This window comes from Candidatus Flexifilum breve (genome assembly GCF_016713355.1).
Genome location: NZ_JADJPI010000011.1, coordinates 75,845 through 94,086 on the forward strand (window position 1 = coordinate 75,845; position 18,242 = coordinate 94,086).

Consider the following 18,242-nt stretch of genomic DNA (forward strand, 5'->3'; position numbering starts at 1 on the left):
ATTCCGGTGAAAAAACTGGCATTGCTTACATCATGTCTCCTCCTGCTAATGGTGATCGCGACGCTGGGCGTGCAGCCCGGTCAAGCGCAGACGACGACACCGACCCCGGCTGCGACCACGCAGGGCACGACGGTCGAGGCGTTCGCGGTGCTGTGCACCGATGCCGTCGTTGTGCGCTTCAGCGGCACGATGCTGAGTGGGTGGGACATTTACTATCAGGCGTTCAACGGCCCGAACGGGACGGGCACGGCGCTGACCAACGTCCGGCAGGCGTCGGTCGCGGGCGACTTCCTGTTCAACGAACGCCTCGCCTACAACAGCGGTTCGACTTTGGCGACGGGGGCGACGGGCAGCATCAAGGCGTTTGTGGCGCGTGAAGGCAACAGCAGCAGCGTCGACTTTGAATTCACGGTCAACGACTTTAACGACGGGTGCAGCAGCGACACGACCACGCAGCCTACGGGCAGCGCCGACACCGGCACGACGACCGGTTCGACAGATACGACTGCCGCCGCCGCGTCGACCAGCCGCCCCGGTTTCACCACCAGCCTGCTCGCGCCGAATGGCGGCCTGCTGAACCCGAACCTGCAGCCCGAAGCCGCCGTCGTCATCGGCGCGCGCCCGAGCGATACCTTCCGCTCGGAAACCCCCGGCCTGCTGTTCGCGGAATGCGACGAGTACCCGCTGGCGCTGCCCGGCCTGATCTACGATAACGACACCGTCGTCGTGTACTGGTCGTGGTACACCAAGACGCTCGAAGATATGCAGCAGCACATCGACAACGCGATCTATGTCGCGTCGATCAACACAGCGCGCTTCAACGACGTCCAGCGCACCGAACCCGTCCGCCGCAACGGCAATTACTGGGTGTTCTACAGCTTCACCGCCGGTCAACTGCGCCCCGGTCACTACGAAGTCGCCTATGATCTGACGTGGGCGAACCCGGTCAACGATGGCTACGACGATTACGGCCCCGGCACGGCGCGGCCGCGCGAAAGCGGCAACTGCAACTTCGACGTGACGCGTAACCCGCAGAATCAGAGCGTGGATTACATCGATATGTTCTTCCCGACCAACTGGCCAGTGCACAACATCACGCCGAACGACTAGTATGTGGAACGAGGCAGCGACGCACGCCTTCGGGGTGACGCTCACCCCGGAACAGGCCGATTCTTTCGACGTGTATCTGCGCGAATTGGCGGCGTGGAACAGTCACACCAACCTGACCGCCATCACCGCGCCCGACGAGGTGCGCGTGCGTCACTTCCTCGATTCGTTGAGCATTGTCCAAGCCGTCCCCATGCGCCCCGGCCTCCGGGTGATCGACGTGGGGACGGGCGCAGGTTTCCCCGGGCTGCCGCTCAAAATCGCCTATCCCGGCATCCATATGACGTTGGTCGATGCGACCGGCAAGAAGGTTGCCTTCCTGAGCCATGTCGCGCAGTTACTCGGCATTTCACAGGGGATTGAATGCGTGCATGCCCGCGCCGAAGAGATCGGCCATGTGCCGGAACACCGCGCCAGTTATGACGTGGTGCTGGCGCGCGCGGTTGCCCGCCTGCCCAGCCTGCTCGAATATCTGCTGCCGTTGGCGAAGGTCGGCGGGGTGTGCGTCGCCATGAAAGGCAAGACGGCACACGAAGAGGCGGTCGACGCGAAGAAGGCGCTGGCGGTGCTCGGCGGTAAGCTCGGCGCGATCGTCGAGGTGACGCTCCCCGGCGTCGACGAGGCGCATTATCTCGTGGTGATCGAGAAGGTCAAGCACACGCCGAACGACTACCCGCGCAAACCCGGCACGCCGACCACTAAGCCGATTATTTGACCCCCCTCTGTACGGTAAAAGAGTCTTTCGTAGGGACGAGATATATCTCGTCCGTTTTGGTTAATTAGGCAGCGGACGCCATGTATGGCGTCCCTACAAACACCGTCTTCTGTTCTTAAACTGCATCATTGCGTCCGTCTTTTCCACCTCACCCCCGGCCCCTCTCCGAAAAGAGGAGAGGGGAGTCAAACATGGCTCGCCGCGTCGCCCCTCTCCCCGCTTGCGGTGGGAGGGGGTTAATGGGTCAAAACCATCAAGCTCCTCAGTTTCACTACAACAGGACAGGGGCGAATGCCTGTCCCTACAAATTGATGACATTCTTGACATCACAGGCATCCAGCTTCCCAACATACAGGTCTATGTTCACGATTACGCCCAACCCGCCCTATGATTTCGCCAAGACGCTGCGCGCGTCGCACGCCCTGTATACGATGGGACACGCCCAGCATGGCGCGTTCCGCCGCGTGCTTCGCGTCGGCGCGGCGCTGGCGCTGATCGAACTGCGCAGCGTCGGTACGGTCGAGCAGCCCCGCCTCGAAGGTCGACTTGCTGACGGCGAACGCGCCCGTGGACGAGCATTTGCTCAGCGCGAAGCTGCGCCGCCTCGCCAACGCCGACAGCGATCTCGCGCCGTTTTACCGCTACGCGCAGCACGATCCCGCGCTGCACGCTGTGATCGAACCCGTGTACGGCATGAACACCTTTCAATCCGACACGTTTTTCGAAGCGGTCGCGCTGACCGTCATCGAGCAGCAGATCACGCTGAAGATGGCGCAGGACGCGGAACGCTGGCTGATGACGCAGATGAACGACGCGCTGATCTACGAGGGCGTCACCTACTACACCTTCCCCGATCCGCGCAAACTGGCGGCGTGCACGGTCGAAGACCTGCTGCCCATGAAGATCACAGGCATTCGCATCCGCGTGATCCTCGACATCGCCAAGCAGATCGCGTCCGGCGAACTGGATCTGGAAAGCCTGCGCGATCAGCCGTTCGACGTGGTGTATCCGCGCCTGCGGAGTCTGCGCGGCATCGGGCACTGGACGGCGGCGTGGTCGATCATCCGCGCGTTGGGCGTGTTTCCGCCCGTCGGCTCGGCGGATGTGGCCCTGCGGGCGGCGGTCAACCGCTATTTTCACGGCGCGAACGGTCGCTGTGAGCCGGAAGTGCTGGAGCGGACACTCGGCGTGCATGGCGAATACGAAGGCGTGATCAGCTACTGCGCGCTCACCCGCTGGGAATTCGAGCGGCATCCGCACATTTACGGGTGAAAGCCCCCTCCTCCCAACTCTGTCGTATTTTCTGCTACAATCTGCGCACTGGCAGAGTTTAGGTGCGATGCTATGGCGTCTGACCCGTTCATTCAGCGACACATCCGCAATTTACCCTTGTTCGAGCGGCTCACGAATCCACAGATCGAGCTAGTAGCGAACGCCGCCGAAGTGATTCAGCTTCAGCCGGGGCAGTTCGCCTTCCAGCAAGGTCAGCCCACGCGCGGCATGATGCTGTTCGTGGCCGGGCGCGGCGTGCTGACGCGCTTCAACGCCAACAACATCGAAGAACCGATCGGCTCGGTCGAGCAGGGGCAGTACATCAACGAGACCGCGCTGTATTCCACCACGCGCGAAACGGCGAACCTGCGCATTGTGCAGCCCGCCGTGATCATCCTGATCCCGCGCGGACGCTTTGTGAACCTGCTCTCGCACCTCCCCGAACTGCGTTCCAATCTGCGCGTCGAAACCTCCGCCGATCACCGGGAAGCGCCGCGCCACCTGTTCAAAGGGCAGCGCGACGACGAAACCGTGCTGCACATCTACCGCCGCCACTGGTGGACGTTCGGGCGCTGGTTGTGGCTGCCGGTCGTCTTCGCCATTGTCGCCTTCACCGCCGCCGTGCTGCTCGCGCCGATCAATGGGATCGTCGCGCTGGTGGCGGCGGGCTTGGGCGTGATCGTCCCCGGCGTGATCATCGCCTACTTCTACTATGAGTGGCAGGACGACAGCGTCATCGTGACGAATCAGCGCGTGGTGCGCGTGTGGAATACGCTCTTCACCTTTGAGAACACGATCAACGAGATTCCGCTGGATCGTGTGCTGGAAGTCAGTTCGGAGATTCCGCCCGGCGATGCCTTCGCGCGGTTGCTCAACTATGGCAACGTCGCGATCAAGACATCCGGCGAAAGCGCCAACATGTTCCTGACGTTCGTGCCGAGCCCTATGCAGGTGCAGCGCACGATCTTCGCGCAGCGTGAGCAGGTGCAGCAGTTGAACGCGCAGCGCCGCCAGGCGCAGATCCGCTCCGATATTGAGCGCGTGCTTGGTCGGCAGGCCGGGCAGACGCAGGCCGTCGGCGGCATCGCGCCCGTCGAGCCGAACGACGACAGCGACTCCACGATTGGTTTGAGTTTTCTGCGCACCAAGTACATCAACATGAACGGCGACATCATTTACCGCAAGCATGCCTCGGTGTGGTTCTTCCACATCTTTCCGCCCCTGCTCGTGATTCTTGGGGGGATCGCCTTGTTCTTTCTGAGCCTGATCCCAACGTTCACGTTCTCGGGCGCGGCGGGGCTGGGGCTGAGTCTGCTGGTGCTGCTGCTCGGCGCGTTGTGGTTCTATTGGGGCGATTGGGACTGGCGCAACGACCTGTTCATCGTCGGCAAAGACTCGATCACGCTCATCCGCAAACGGCCGCTGTTCCTGCAAAACCAGCGCGATACCATCCGTCTGACGCAGGTCGACAATGTGCGCTCGGAGGTCAACGGCGTGGTGAATACGCTGCTGAACCGCGGTGATGTGCATATCTCGCTGATCGGCGCGGAGTCGAACGCCAAAATGTTCGACCACGTGTACGACCCGCAGGAGATTCAGTCGGAGGTCTCGCAGCGCTTGTCCGCGATCAAATCGGCGCAATCGCAGTCGGCTTCCGAACAGCAGCGGCAGCAAATGCTGGAATACTTCTCGGTATTCCAGCAGATGACCGGAAATGATGGCCGCGAACTGCCGCGCACCCAACCGAGCGCACAGGCGCAGCCTCAACCGCGCTCGTATACGCCCGCCGCGCCGCCGCCGGACGATGAGGTCACGCAGCAGCCCCCGCCCATGCGCGATGGCAACCGTCCACCGCGCATACCGCGTAATCGTCCCGGTGGATAACGCGCCGAGACGGGGTATAATCAATACATTCCGTAGGTCATTCGCCTCACCCTAAATCCCCTCTCCCACGGGAGAGGGGACTTGAAAGCTACCCGTATTGCCCCCTCCGTTCGGAGAGGGGTTGGGGTGAGCTCCAGATGCAAGGTATAAGGCATGGCAATTCGCGACATCATCAAGCCGGATAACCCGATTTTGCGCAAGAAGGCGCACAAAGTGACCAACTTTGGCGCGGATTTTCAGAAGCTGGTCGACGACATGGTCGAAACCATGATCGCCGCGCCGGGCGTCGGTTTGGCCGCGCCGCAGGTCGCCATCCCGCAGCGCTTGATCGTTGTTCGTCTGCCCGATGACGAGGACAGCAAGCAGGAATACGGCGATCAGGCGGGCGTCGTCTACGTGGTCGCCAACCCGGAAATCATCAAGGCGAGCCGGGAGATGGTCGAAGGCGTGGAAGCGTGCCTCTCGATTCCCGGTTACTTCGGCAAGGTCGACCGCCATGAGAGCATCACCCTGCGCGGGCTGGATCGCAACGGCAAAGAATTCCGCCTCAAGGCGAAGGGCTGGCAGGCGCGCGTCTTCCAGCACGAGATCGATCATCTCGATGGGCGGCTGTACATCGATATCGCCAGCGAAGTGTGGCGTGAAGACGAAGAGACGGAAAGCGCCGAAGATCAGCCCGTCCCTAGCCCCGAATAAGTCGAACCACAGGACGCCAGTCATGGTGTCTCTACTGAACATGCTGTCGTAGGGACGCCCAATCGGGCGTCCGTTTTTTTTGTTGTGCTCGCGGACGCACCGCGTCCCTACGATGGAGTGGTCAATGCGCAGTTCACAGCTTTTCAGTCAGACCTTGCGGCAGGCTCCCGCCGAAGCCGATGTGCGCAGCTATCAACTGCTGCTGCGCGCCGGTTACATCCGTCAATTATCCACCGGGATTTTTTCGTATTTGCCCCTCGCGCAGCGCTCGCTGGCCAAAATCATGGCGATTGTCCGCGCGGAGATGGACGCTATCGGCGGGCAGGAGATCACCATGCCCGTCGTGCATCCCGCCGACCTGTGGAAAGAGACCGGGCGCTGGTATCAGATCGGCGCGGAGATGGCGCGCTTCAAAGACCGGGCGGATCGGGACATGGTGCTCGGCATGACGCACGAAGAGGTCGTGGGCGATCTCATTCGCCGCGAGATTCGCTCGTATCGCCAGCTTCCGCAGCTCATCTATCAGCTCCAGACCAAGTTCCGCGATGAGCCGCGCCCGCGCGCCGGGCTGATCCGCGTGCGCGAATTCACCATGAAGGACAGCTACAGCCTCGATGCTGATTGGGACGGGCTGGACGCGCAGTACCGCCGCCACTATCAGGCGTACTTCAACATCTATCACCGCTGCGGGCTCCCGGTGATGGCGGTGCGCTCGGATGTCGGCATGATGGGCGGCAGTATGGCACATGAGTTCATGTACCTGACGTCGATTGGCGAAGACACGCTGCTGATCTGTGACGAGAGCGGCTACGCGGCCAACCGGGAGGTCGCCACGTTTCTGAAGCCGCCGGCTCCTGTCGAGGACGTGCTGCCGCTGCAGAAGGTCGAGACGCCCGGAACAACCACGATTGAGTCGCTGGCGGATTTCCTGAAGATCCCCAGGAGCAAGACGGCGAAAGCCTTCTTCGTCACGGCGACCGTTTCCGAGAACGATCAGTACGTGGAGCGCTTCGTGATCGCCATCATTCGCGGCGACATGGACGTCAACGAGACCAAGCTGCAAAACGCGCTCAAGGCGAAGACCATGCGCGCCGCTACCGAAGACGAAATCAAGGCGGCGGGCGCGGTCCCCGGCTACGGCTCGGCGATTGGCGCGCGCGGCGCGATCATCGTGGTCGACGACGCGATTCCGACTTCGCCCAATCTGGTCGCCGGGGCGAACGAGGCGGGCTATCACCTGCTCAACACCAACTACGGGCGCGATTTCACCGCGCACATCGTCGCGGATATCGCCGCCGCCCGTGAAGGCGACCGTTCGCCGGATGGCGCGGGAACGCTGCGCGCCGTACGCGGTGTCGAGGTCGGGAACATCTTCAAGCTGGGCACACGCTACAGTGCCGCGCTCGGCGCGACCTTCCTCGACAAAGACGGGGCAGCCAAGCCGATCATCATGGGGTCGTATGGCATCGGCATTGGCCGGTTACTAGCGTGCGTCGCCGAGCAGCACAACGATGATTACGGCCTGATCTGGCCGATCAGCGTGGCGCCGTATCAGGTGGCGCTGATCCTCGTCGTGGGCGATGATGACGCGGCGCGGCAGGCGGCCAACGACTTATACCGCGATCTGCAGGCGGCGGGCGTGGAAGTGCTGTTCGACGACCGCGAAGAACGCGCCGGGGTGAAGTTCAACGACGCCGACTTGATCGGCTTGCCGCTGCGCATCACGGTCGGGGCGAAGTCGCTGGCGCAGGGCGGCGCGGAGATCAAGCGGCGCGGGCGCAAAGACGGACAGATCGTCCCCGTGGATCAGGTCGTCACGTTCATCAAAGGCGAAATCGCCGCGCTGTATGCCGAAATCGGCGCGACGGTGGTCGAAGTGCCGTTCAAGGAGTGAGTGGATGCTCGACCAATTCATCGCGGCGAACTATGGGCTGACGAACGTTCGCCTGACGCCTGCGCCGCGCGGCTTTGTCGCGGAGACGTATTACGTGGACAGCGATTCCGGTCGCTACTTCGCCAAACTGGTGCGTCCGCCCTTTGACGTGCCAACGCTGGCGCCGACCTTGCCCGTCCTGCGCGAACTGCGGCAGTTGGGGATAGCGCAGATCATCTAACCCATACCGACTCTCACCGGGCAGTTGAGCCTGGCGTTCGACGGAGGAACGTTTATCTTGTTCAACCGGGTTGAAGGTGCTTGGATCTTCGATTTCCCGTTTGAACCGTATGTCCGGTTGCTGGCCAGCATTCATGGGCTATCTGATCAGATTCAGACGCCGCTGCCGCGCGAAACCTTTGAACTGACGTTCATGAACGACCTGTTGGCGGTCTGCGAACGGTTGTGGACGGACACTTTTGCTCACCCGCAGGAACACGCGCTGGCGCAGTGGGCCAGCGCGCGGCGCAGCGACCTGCTGCGCGATATCGGCATCGCGGAAGCGGCGGTCAAACAACTTCGGTCAGCCGACCTGCCCTTCATCCTGACGCATGGCGATGCGCCGGGGAACATTCTCTACGATGGGCAGCAGGTGGTGCTGGTCGATTGGGATACGGTGCTGTTGGCGCCGCGCGAACGGGATACGTGGTTTCACCGCTATGATGCTAATTTTCTGCCGCTCTACCGCCAGTTCGTGCCGGGGTACGATTTCGACCCGACTGCCTATCGTTTCTACCTCTACAAGCGCTATCTTGAAGATGCACTGGGGTTTTTCGACAAGGTACTAGCCCCGACCAGCAGCGACGCGGAGAAAAGCCATAATTTCAGCGAATTGATCAACGACTGTGAGGGTTGGCTGCGACCGCTCATGGAGCGCGAACGAGATTAAGTGCTTCATCAGGTAACTTGTTGAATATGGGATTTGTAGGGGCGCACGGCCGTGCGCCCCTACAGAGATAACCGGGTTCGTTTGGGACGACTTACCGAACGGATCCCAAAACCTCAAAAGGAAACACGCCGCGGCGCGTCCCTCCGCAGTTTTCAACTGCCAACGCTACGGAATGCCCCACACGTAGATTGCGCCGACGGCGTCGAACAGCAGAATCAGGCGGGCGTCGTCCGTCCAGCGCACATCGTAGATTTGGCGTGTGCCGACGTCGAGCGGCGCTTGGCTCAATTGCGTGCCTGTGACTTCATTCAGATTCCAGAGATACACGCCACGGTTGAGCGTCGAGGTGATGAGCAGCGCGCCATCCGGCGAAAAGGCCGCGGCCACGCCATCGCCCGCCGTATCCGGCATGATGCCAATCAGTGTGGCGTCCGGCGCGTTCCACAGCGTCAGCCCGTCGGAGCGGCTGCCTGCCAGCAGGTAACGCCCGTCACCGCTGAACTGCATCACATCCGAACCACGCGTATCTAGGGTGACCGGGGCGGCGTCCGGCGTCCACAGGGCGACACTCGTGCCCATCCCGAGCGCGATGGTCGCGCTGTCCGGGGCGAAGCTGGTGCGTAGAATCTCCGCCGCGTCCGTTTCAGCTAATAGGGTGCGCGGCTGCCAGTCCCATAAGCGCGCGCGGCCATCGGCGGCGGTGGAGGCGATGTACACGCCGTTCGGGGCAAAGGCCAGCGTATTGATGCGCCCGCTGTGCGCGTTGATCGTCACCTGTGCCTGTCGCTCCAGCGTATTCCATACGCGGATCGTGCCATCGGTGCCGCCGAGGGCCAGCAGCCCGGCGTTGGCATCATAAGCGGCGACGCCCGAGAACGCGCTGTGCCCGCTGAACTGGTTGATCTGCTGCCCGGTCAGCGCATTGTAGATCGCGACGCGCCCGGACGTTTCCACGCCGTACATTTCGGTTTTGTCGGGGGAATAGAAGACGCGCACCGCTTCGCCGCGCCCAGTGTAAAACAGCGTTTCCCCGGTGAGTAAATTCCACTGCGCCAGTTGATCGATGTTGATCGCCGCGAGCGCGGTCGAATCGGGGGAGAGCGCGGCGTCAAACCACGTCGCCACCACATCCGGCGGATCGATGCGGCCGAGATAGCGGATGGAATCGACGTTCTCCAACGTAATCGGTTGATTGCCCGTCACCCATGCGGGTGCGGTGAGCGTCGGCGCGTTGCGCGCCTCCGGCGTCACGGGAGCGGGCGTGCCGCAAGCGGCCAGCGCCAGCACGAACAGCAGTAGGATGTGCCTCATTATCCCTCGGGTTGGGCGGCGAAGATGTGCATGTTGCCGACAGAGACGCCGTAATCGAGAATTTGTTCCAATCCGCACTCGCCTTCAAACGGCTCGACCTGCCCGTTCTCATTGAGATCGATGCCGGAGACCAGCGCCTGCGCCAGCATGGTCGATTCGACCAGATTCGGCTGGGCAGCGGCCACACTGTCGGCGGTGAGAATGGCCGTTTCCAGCGTCACCACCTGATCTTTCCACTGGCTGGCGTTCGCTACGCAGATGCGGATAAGTTCGGCCTGGCTCTGAATGAGCGCGTTCGAGTCCGGGGCGTTGACGGCGGCGTCGAGCCGCTCCCACATCGCTTCGACAAAGAACATGACGCCGAAACCGCGACCGGGATTTTCGCCGCGACCGTTGCCGTCGTAGTCTTCGCGCGTGCCGTTCAGCGTGTTGATCGTATGTTCGGCGTGGGCGCGCATGCTGCCGACGCTCGTCGCGCCCGCGGCGAGACCGGAATGCCGCGCGGCGATTTCGGCTTCGGTCAGTGCGCCGTCGAGCAGACTGCCGTCGTAAGCGGGTTCAGCCGTGGATGCATAGTCTTGCTCGCCCGCGGGGGCGGCGCTCGCTCCAGCACTGGGATCGACCAGAATGTCCCGCAGCGCCTGTGTCACTTCGACCGGGACGCGGCCGCTGTAAGCGATGGCGATCTCGGGCGGGGCGGCGCTCGGATCATCCAGCCCGATCAGCACACTGTTGTACAGAGCAGGCAGCACCGACTCGTCCTCAGCGCGATAGGTCAGCGCGCCGTTGCCGAGCGCGTCGAGCGTGATCTCGCCGAGGCTCAAAACCTGCTGGGTGCTTGTATTCTGCAGCCACGCCGTATACACCTGTCCCTGCGGCGGCACGCGCACGTCGGTCAACTGCACGTTGACCGTATCGCCGAGCGTGGTCGTCGTGCTGAAGTTCGTCCGCCCGAAGTTGGGCTCGGCGGGGGTGGGCAGCAGGACGACAGGCGGTTGCGTTGGCTGCGCGGCTTGTCCAGTTGGCACGCCTATGTTTTGCGGCGGGGTGCGATCATCATCTGGCGCGCGGTTGTTCTGGCTCACGACGATCAACACGACGACGACGATCAGCACGGCGATGATCGCGAAGCCGCCGAGCAGCACGAGCGGATTCGTCCCCTGCTGCGTGATGATGGTCGGCTGCGGCGGCGGATAGGTGGGGTACTGCGGATACACCCCCGGCGGCGGCGTTTGCCCCGGCGGATACGTCCCCGGTGGCGGCGTTTGACCGGGCGCATAGCTCCCCGGTTGGGGTGTTTGCCCCGGCACATACACGCCCGGCGGCGGGGTCGGAATGCCCGGATACGATCCCGTTTCGACGGGTGGTGGCGTGCTGGGCGTCGGCTGCGTCGGTACACTTCCCTGCGGGAAGATGAAGGTATTCGCCGATGGCGTTTTGCTCAATTCGCCGCGAATGGCGAGACCGAAGTCTTCGGCGAACGCCTGCGCGGTCGGGTAGCGGTCGGCGGGACTCTTGGCGAGGATGCGGCGCATGACCGCGTCGACATCGCCGGGCAGCGCGGGGTTCACTTCGCAGATTGGCGGGATCGGCGCGCTGACATGCTTGAAGACGACTTGCATCGGCGTATCGGCTGGATACGGCTGCTTGCCCGTCAGCATCTCAAACACCACGACGCCGAGCGAATACAGATCGCTGCGGTTGTCGACGGCCAGCCCCTGCGCCTGTTCTGGCGACATGTAGGCGGGTGTGCCGACCAGCCCGCCCGTGATGGTGAGCGACTGCCCGCCCGCCCCGCCTTCGATCAGCTTGACGATGCCAAAATCGGCGAGCAGGGCGTGACCTTCGCGGTCGAGCAGGATGTTATCCGGCTTGATATCGCGGTGAATGATGCCCTGACGATGGGCGTAATCCAGCGCTCCGGCCACCTGCTTGAGGATCGTCTCGACTTCGCGCGGCGGTACGAGGCCGCGCCGCACGCGGTCGCTGACCGAACCCCCGTCAATGTACGCCATCACCAGATACAGCACGCCGTTTTCGTCACCATAATCGTAAAGCGGCAGAATGTGCGGGTGCTGTAAGCGGGCAATCGTGCGCGCTTCGAGGCGGAAACGCTCGACAAACTGATCGTCCTGACCGGGGTGCGTTGGCAGAACCTTGATCGCGACGTTGCGCTCAATGTCGGATTGGTGTGCCTTGTAGACCGTCGCCATGCCCCCATGCCCGATGAGCTTGGTAACGTCGTATTTGCCGAGTTTTTGTCCGACCAATGAAGCGGCCACGTGGTCAATCCTTAGCTGATTGCGTATGCTTCTTCGAGCTCTTCGCGGAGACTGACGTAGCTCCGGTAGCGTGAGCGGTGGATGCTGCCAGCGACGACCGCGCGGCGCACGGCGCAGCCCGGTTCCTGACGGTGATGGCAGTCGCGGAAGCGGCATTCGCGCACATACGGCGCGATCTCGCGGAAATAGGCGTCCAGCTCTTCTGGCTCGACGTCCCAGATATTGAGCGTGCGAATCCCCGGTGTGTCGGCGAGATAGCCGCCCACCGCCAGTTTGACCAGTTCGCTGTCGCGCGTGGTGTGCACGCCTTCTTCGCTGAAGCCGCTCACGCTTTTGACGGCGCGACCCAGCCCCGGTTCGACGGCGTTGAGCAGACTGCTCTTGCCTACGCCCGACGGCCCGGTGAACACGGAAATCTTACCGCGCAAGCGGTCGGTGAGCGCGTCCACGCCGATTCGTTCCAGCGCGCTCGTGTAGATGACCGGGTAGCCCAGCGTGATATAGGGCGCGAACCGTTCTTCCGTTTCGGCGCGGTCGGCGAGGTCGATTTTGTTGATGACGATGATGAGGTCGCTGATGCCGGATTTTTCGCCGACGACGAGGAAGCGGTCGAGCAGCTTGAGACTGGGCGGGGGCTGCGCGGCGGCGAAGACGAACAGCGCCTGATCGGCGTTGGCGATGATGACGTGTTCCCGTTCCGGTGAGCCAGCGCCCCGGCTGCCTTCGGTGCGCAGCGCGCGGGAAATCACGCTGTGGCGTTCCTCGACGGCCTCGACCACGCCCGTCAGATCCTCAAACGCGGTGATCTGCACCCGGTCGCCGATCGCGGCTATGTCGGAAGCCTGCGCGTCTTCACGCAGTTTCCCCCGTAAGCGGCACATATAGATGGTGCCTTCATCCACCTCCACCCAAAAGAATCCGCTTTGCTCTTTGACCACCAAACCTTGTCGATCCAAGCATTCCCCCTCATGTCTAACACTGTTGTTATTCTACACAGATTCCCTAGTTTCCGATGCTTATTCATCATTTTTACAGCTTTTGATCAGCACGTATTATTTCAAAACGCCGCCGCGTCTGTGCTATGATAAGGAACGTCTTGGAAGACGAGAGGCTTTTCTAACGTGCAAAATGATTTGAATCCCACTCCTAACGAAGCGCCTGTGATCCCGGAAACTGCACCGATTCCCACCCCAGCGACTCCGGTTGTCACCGTGCAGCCCGCCACCCTGAACTATATCGTCGTCGGGTTGGTGTGCCTCGTCATCGGGGCGATTATGGGGATGGTGATTGCGCAGCGCATGGAATCGAGCGCAGGCATCGATCAGACGCAGGTCGAGGCGATCATCAACAGCGCGGTCGCGACCGCCGTCGCCGCTGTGCCGCAGAATACCGCCGCCACCGCGCAGGGCTTGAACGAGAATACCGTGTACACGGTGTCGACTGAAGGCGATCCGTTCGTCGGGCCGGAAGACGCGCCAATCACGATTGTTGAATTCGGTGATTTCCGCTGCGGGTACTGCCGCCGCCACTTTGAAGAGACGTTCGAACCGCTGCTCGCTGCCTATGAAGGCGAAGTGCGCTATGTGTTCCGCGACTACCCGATCCTCTCGCAGGAATCGCTGGTCGCCGCCTTAGCTGCCGAGTGCGCGCATGATCAGGGCGCGTTCTGGGAATTCCACGACCGCGTGTACTCGAACCAGAATGTGCTGACGCGCGAACAGTTCATCAGCTATGCGACCGAGCTGGGGTTGGACACGGCGACGTTCACGACGTGTTTGGACGAGCAGCAGCATCTTGACGAAGTTGTGCAGGATTATCAGGATGGGCAGACGCTCGGCGTCGGTGGTACGCCGACCTTCTTCATCAACGGTAAGCCGCTGATCGGCGCGCAGCCCTATTCGCAGTTCCAATTGCGCTTCGACGCCGAACTCGCCGCCGCCACGACCAGCACCGCCGGTACGAATTAGTTCAGCCTCACCCCGAACCCCTCTCCTACGGGAGAGGGGCAGGTTGACGCCTCACATGTTTGACCGCATCCGCGCGTTCACCAGACAGATCAAACGCGAAATCGCTGTCTATCGGTTGGTACTGGCGGATGCGCGCACGCCGCTCCCCGCGAAGATCGCGCTTGGCGCAGCCATTGGCTACTTGCTGCTGCCGTTTGATCTGATCCCCGATTTCATTCCCGTGTTAGGTCAACTCGATGATCTGCTGATTGTGCCGGGGCTGGTGTGGCTGGCGCTGCGCTTGATCCCGCGCGAAGTGGTCGAAGAGGCACGGCGACAAATCACCGAGGGAACGGTGTAGGGGCGCGATTTATCGCGTCCGCTGTGTTGGAAACCGCAGATCTTGTCCCTACAAAAACAAAAAGCCCCGAGCGGGCTTTTTTGGTGGGGGCGGCCCGATTCGAACGGGCAACTTACGATTTATGAGATCGTTTTTCTGCCATTGAAATACACGCCCAGAAAACAAAAAGCAGGTGGGGGGATTCGAACCCCTCTCAGTCACCTTGGAAGGGTGAAGTGCTACCGTTACACCACACCTGCACGTGTGAGGCATTCTAGCAGAGCCACGCCTCAAATTCAACCTATTAATGTCGGGGTGAACGGATTCGAACCGATGAACCTCTCGCTCCCAAAGCGAGCGCGCTACCAGACTGCGCCACACCCCGTTTTACCACTGCGCTTTAATATGGTCGATCCAAGCTTGCAACCTTGACCGGAACTGGGTATCTCCGGTTGATACTGTCAGCAGACCGTAAACGGAACGGTACTTTCTACCCGCCAACTGATTGCTGTTGGACTTGCGCATTACTGAGATTATAGCAGGTTCTATTCCAAGAATTCCAGCCCAATAATTTTTGAGTTCATCAACATCGTGATCTGTGTGGTACTGCAAACGATAGGCCAGCTTATTGGTAGCGAACTGCTTGATCCACTTATTTGCTATTTTCACCATATGTGGATCGGAATTCACGAAACTCACTACATTGCGATTCCGCTTATAGCCTTCCGCCATGTACAGGACGACGAAGTCTCGAAAAGTCAAATCTTGCAGCAGGGACTGCACCTCCGCTGCACCTTCTTGATACCACTGTTGACGAACTGCCGCCGCTTTCTGTCGAATCAAATCCGCTTTTCGGCGTTGGTCAAGCGTCTGCTTTTGAGTGCGGGGAATGGGTATGTCTTTGATCCAATAGTAAAGCGTTGCTCTGGGAAGTTGTAGGCACTCGATCAGATCATCAATCGTCATGTTCTGCTCAGTCCGCAGTTTGATGGCTTTCTCACGGAGATGATCATAGCGGTGTGCCATAGCTAGCGCCTTAGTAGGAGTCGAGTCAACAGTCAATACATAGTATTATAGGAGACTGTAGTGATCTGTCAACGAACTTATTTCCGCTGGCTGAAAATTTTGAGCCACGCTTCGACTTCGGCGGGCGAGGGGTAGACTTCGCTGCTGCGCCCGTCCTTGTCGAGCACATCGTCTTTGTTGGGGGCTTGCGCGGGCTTAATGAGCTGCGCGAAGTCTTTGCTCTTGATCGCCCGCATTTTGCGCATCCGCGCCGCATCCAGCACGACGCGGTCATTCGAGACGACCACCCATTCCTGCACGTTACGCGCCGCCTTGATCCGCCCGATCATGATCCGGTCAGCGTCGGTGTTGGCCGCGGCGAACACCACCTCGACGGTCGCAGTGGACATACGCGACTTGCCGCCCGTAATCCCGCGATCGAAAATGACGACGCACTTCTTCTTCATGCGCGCCGAAAAGCCGATCAGCTTCTGCACGAGCTTGGCTTCGTCGTTGGGGTCAGAGAGGGAGATATCCTCCATCTGGCCGATGAGGTTGTGTCCGTCAATCAAGTACATAGGCGCTGTCCTGTCGTTTGCCGCCTATTGTAATGAACACCGGGGGCAAAGTTCAAAGCCAAAAAGCCCAGGTGCCGCGAGATTTGATTTTCCCTGTGCAAACGTTAACTTGTTCATTTTTCGCACGAGGGGATGAGGTTACACTAAACGTGCTTCATCTTATCCATCGACCTTATCCCAAGGCTTGGGAGTCACTATGCGGAAAAACATCGGTACGCTCCTACGCGCGCTCATCATTTTCGTTGGCATGGCGGGGTTGCTGACCGCTTACTACTGGGTGCATCGTCCGTTCGATATTCAGCCGGGGAGCGCCATCCCTGACTCCGCGCTGCGGCTGGGCGGCGCGCTGCTGGATCTGTTCACCGTCGGTGTGATCTTTGCGGCGGCGGGCGGACTCGGGCGACTGCTGCTCTCCCGGTTGGATATGCCTTCCCGCGCTGAACGCTTCGCGCTGGAAGGCGGCATCGGTTTGGGCGCGCTGGCGCTGATCGTGCTGGCGTTGGGTTTAGTCGGCCTATTTCGCGGAGTTGTCTTCGGCGTTGGGTTGGTCGCCGCACTGGTTCTGCTGCGCCATCAGGTGATCGTCTGGCTGCGCGATGGTCGTGACCTGCTCCGCTCGATCCGGTTGGAGAACATGACGATCACCCTCGCCGTGATCTTCACGGGGGTACTGCTGGTCATGGCGCTGATCATGGCGCTCACGCCGCCAACCCACTGGGACGGTATGACCTACCATCTGGTAGCGCCGACGCGCTATTTACGGGATGGACGTATTCTTGCGCATCCCGACAACTACTATCTTGGCCTCTCGCAAAATGTCGAAATGCTCTATGGCGTGGCGATCGGGCTGTTCGGAAGGGATACGACTGCCGCGCCGCTCCATTGGGGGCTCGGGCTGTTGGGCTTGATCGGCGTGGCGGGGCTGATGCGGCGCTTTGCGGGCCATGCTGCCGCGTGGATGTCGATTCTGCTGCTGCTCAGTGCCTATAACTTGTGGGCGCTGTTCGGCTGGTCATATGTGGATTTGGGGACACTGCTGTTCGGCGCGCTGACGATGATCGCTTCTGTGCGCTGGCGGGAAACCCATGGGCGCGGTTGGATCGTCTTGCTGGGGGTGATCATCGGGCTGGCAATGGGCGTCAAATATACGACCGCCGCGCTGGGGCTGGCCGTCGGCGTGTATCTGCTCCGGCACGAGCCGCGCGAGATCGTCCGCAACGGCTTGATTCTGGGAGTCGCCGCGGTGCTGACATTCGGTCTGTGGGCGGTCAAAGGGACAGTGCTGTACGGCAACCCGGTCTATCCCTTCTTCTTCAACGGCGTGAACTGGGATGCCGGGCGGGCAGCAGCATTCAGTTTTGCCGACCGCAGTTTGATCGCCACGGGAAACGGTTGGCAAGTTCCGATTGTACCGATTGCCGCGACGATCTTCGGGCAGGACAACACCGACGGCTTCGGCTTCACGACGGGAGTCTGGCTGCTGACGGCATTTTTGCTGCTGCCGTTGGTCTGGCGCGGTCTCGACGAACGGGCACGCCAGTTTGCAAAAGACAGTCTGACGATTTTGCTCCCCTTGATCGCGTTTTGGATGGTGACGGCGGCATGGTCAATCACCGGGATGCAGACACGCCTCATGGTGATGAGCCTGCCCGCTTTTGCGGTTGCAGGATCGCTCGGTTTCGCCGGTCTGGCGAACTTTCCCAAAAAGCCGCTCGATATCAACTGGATGGTGCGCGCCGCCTTTGTCCTGACCTTTGCGCTGGGCTTCAGCGAGCAACTACAAACCTTCACCCGTGAGCAGAGCGCTGCTTATCTCACCGGACAAATTGCGCTCGACGATTTTATGTACACCAACACGGGTGCGTATTACGGCGCGCTGCAAAACCTGGCGACACTACCCGCCGGATCACAGGTGCGGCTGATGTGGGAGCCGCGCACCTATTACTGTCCATCGACCGTGACCTGCATCCCCGACAGCTTGTTTGATCACTGGGCACGTCCCCAGCTTTACGGCGCGACACCCCAAGAAGTATTCGCGCAATTCCGCGAATCAGGGGATGATTATATGCTGTTCTTTCATTCGGGTTACGATCTCTACCTGAACGTTTCGCATCACGCTGATCAGGATCGGTTGTTCCCGCAGATGATTGCAGATTATCTGACGCCCGTGTGGACCGATGAAGTCCGCTACACACTGTACACATGGAAGTGATTGCGTTGAGTCCGGCATTGTGCTAAAGTTCACAGACGCTTTGTGACGAAGCCTACTACTGAATAGAGGGTT

General features: G+C 61.0%; 16 protein-coding genes and 3 tRNA genes. 11 read left to right on the top strand and 8 right to left on the bottom strand.

Translation table 11 applies throughout. The features are described 5' to 3' along the window. Positions 1 to 6: 6 nt before the first annotated feature. The 8 genes from IPK17_RS12160 (at position 7) to IPK17_RS12195 (ending at position 8,496) form a co-directional block, all read left to right on the top strand. Positions 7 to 1,110: a hypothetical protein gene (locus tag IPK17_RS12160; RefSeq protein WP_343417960.1), complete on the top strand. Its 1,104-nt coding sequence runs from the start codon at positions 7 to 9 to the stop codon at positions 1,108 to 1,110. Position 1,111: 1 nt separating this feature from the next. Next, a complete protein-coding gene (gene rsmG / locus IPK17_RS12165; protein ID WP_343417961.1) occupies positions 1,112 to 1,822 on the top strand; it encodes a 16S rRNA (guanine(527)-N(7))-methyltransferase RsmG in 711 nt (236 codons plus the stop codon). Between the two features lie 546 nt (positions 1,823 to 2,368). Further along, positions 2,369 to 3,094 (top strand): DNA-3-methyladenine glycosylase family protein, encoded by a 726-nt coding sequence (locus IPK17_RS12170; protein ID WP_343417962.1) that lies wholly within the window; start codon positions 2,369 to 2,371, stop codon positions 3,092 to 3,094. Between the two features lie 72 nt (positions 3,095 to 3,166). Continuing rightward, positions 3,167 to 4,978: a cyclic nucleotide-binding domain-containing protein gene (locus tag IPK17_RS12175; RefSeq protein ID WP_343417963.1), complete on the top strand. Its 1,812-nt coding sequence runs from the start codon at positions 3,167 to 3,169 to the stop codon at positions 4,976 to 4,978. A 153-nt stretch (positions 4,979 to 5,131) separates the two neighbouring features. Then, positions 5,132 to 5,674, top strand: coding sequence for a peptide deformylase (def, locus tag IPK17_RS12180; RefSeq protein WP_343417964.1), 543 nt, complete (start codon positions 5,132 to 5,134; stop codon positions 5,672 to 5,674). Between the two features lie 124 nt (positions 5,675 to 5,798). Further along, positions 5,799 to 7,568 (top strand): proline--tRNA ligase, encoded by a 1,770-nt coding sequence (locus IPK17_RS12185; protein ID WP_343417965.1) that lies wholly within the window; start codon positions 5,799 to 5,801, stop codon positions 7,566 to 7,568. Between the two features lie 4 nt (positions 7,569 to 7,572). Continuing rightward, positions 7,573 to 7,788, top strand: coding sequence for an aminoglycoside phosphotransferase family protein (locus IPK17_RS12190; protein WP_343417966.1), 216 nt, complete (start codon positions 7,573 to 7,575; stop codon positions 7,786 to 7,788). Between the two features lie 57 nt (positions 7,789 to 7,845). After that, on the top strand, positions 7,846 to 8,496 hold the full coding sequence (locus IPK17_RS12195) for an aminoglycoside phosphotransferase/kinase family protein (protein ID WP_343417967.1): 651 nt from the start codon (positions 7,846 to 7,848) through the stop codon (positions 8,494 to 8,496). 165 nt (positions 8,497 to 8,661) lie between these two features. Here the strand turns inward: IPK17_RS12195 and IPK17_RS12200 are convergent, their stop codons facing one another. Genes IPK17_RS12200 through rsgA form a run of 3 tightly spaced genes read right to left on the bottom strand, consistent with a single transcriptional unit; the run spans position 8,662 to position 13,045 of the window. After that, the gene (locus tag IPK17_RS12200; protein WP_343417968.1) at positions 8,662 to 9,807 is read right to left on the bottom strand and encodes a WD40 repeat domain-containing protein; all 1,146 of its coding nucleotides are present in this window, start codon (positions 9,805 to 9,807) and stop codon (positions 8,662 to 8,664) included. Then, entirely contained in the window at positions 9,807 to 12,089 is a 2,283-nt protein-coding gene (locus IPK17_RS12205; protein ID WP_343417969.1) for a serine/threonine-protein kinase, read from the bottom strand. Before IPK17_RS12205 ends, IPK17_RS12200 begins: the two co-directional genes overlap by 1 nt. An 11-nt stretch (positions 12,090 to 12,100) precedes the next feature. Beyond that, entirely contained in the window at positions 12,101 to 13,045 is a 945-nt protein-coding gene (gene rsgA / locus IPK17_RS12210; RefSeq protein ID WP_343417970.1) for a ribosome small subunit-dependent GTPase A, read from the bottom strand. A 165-nt stretch (positions 13,046 to 13,210) separates the two neighbouring features. On the opposite strand from rsgA, the gene IPK17_RS12215 reads away from it, so the two are divergent. Both IPK17_RS12215 and IPK17_RS12220 read left to right on the top strand, forming a co-directional pair. Next, positions 13,211 to 14,056 carry a thioredoxin domain-containing protein gene (locus IPK17_RS12215; protein WP_343417971.1) on the top strand — a complete coding sequence of 282 codons (846 nt, stop codon included), beginning with the start codon at positions 13,211 to 13,213 and terminating at the stop codon, positions 14,054 to 14,056. A gap of 55 nt (positions 14,057 to 14,111) precedes the next feature. Continuing rightward, positions 14,112 to 14,396, top strand: a complete 285-nt coding sequence (locus IPK17_RS12220; protein WP_343417972.1) for a YkvA family protein — start codon at positions 14,112 to 14,114, stop codon at positions 14,394 to 14,396. An 81-nt stretch (positions 14,397 to 14,477) separates the two neighbouring features. Here IPK17_RS12220 and IPK17_RS12225 read toward each other — a convergent pair. The 5 genes from IPK17_RS12225 to IPK17_RS12245 all read right to left on the bottom strand — a co-directional run bounded on the left by IPK17_RS12225 (position 14,478) and on the right by IPK17_RS12245 (position 15,958). Then, positions 14,478 to 14,552: transfer RNA gene (locus IPK17_RS12225), tRNA-Met, on the bottom strand. A gap of 11 nt (positions 14,553 to 14,563) precedes the next feature. Beyond that, positions 14,564 to 14,635, bottom strand: a tRNA-Gly gene (locus tag IPK17_RS12230). Positions 14,636 to 14,685: 50 nt separating this feature from the next. Beyond that, positions 14,686 to 14,760: transfer RNA gene (locus tag IPK17_RS12235), tRNA-Pro, on the bottom strand. A gap of 2 nt (positions 14,761 to 14,762) precedes the next feature. Then, the gene (locus IPK17_RS12240; RefSeq protein ID WP_343417973.1) at positions 14,763 to 15,401 is read right to left on the bottom strand and encodes a hypothetical protein; all 639 of its coding nucleotides are present in this window, start codon (positions 15,399 to 15,401) and stop codon (positions 14,763 to 14,765) included. A 77-nt stretch (positions 15,402 to 15,478) separates the two neighbouring features. After that, positions 15,479 to 15,958, bottom strand: a complete 480-nt coding sequence (locus IPK17_RS12245; protein ID WP_343417974.1) for an NYN domain-containing protein — start codon at positions 15,956 to 15,958, stop codon at positions 15,479 to 15,481. 196 nt (positions 15,959 to 16,154) lie between these two features. Between IPK17_RS12245 and IPK17_RS12250 the strand changes: the two genes are divergently transcribed. Continuing rightward, a complete protein-coding gene (locus tag IPK17_RS12250; protein ID WP_343417975.1) occupies positions 16,155 to 18,170 on the top strand; it encodes an ArnT family glycosyltransferase in 2,016 nt (671 codons plus the stop codon). Positions 18,171 to 18,242: the final 72 nt, after the last annotated feature.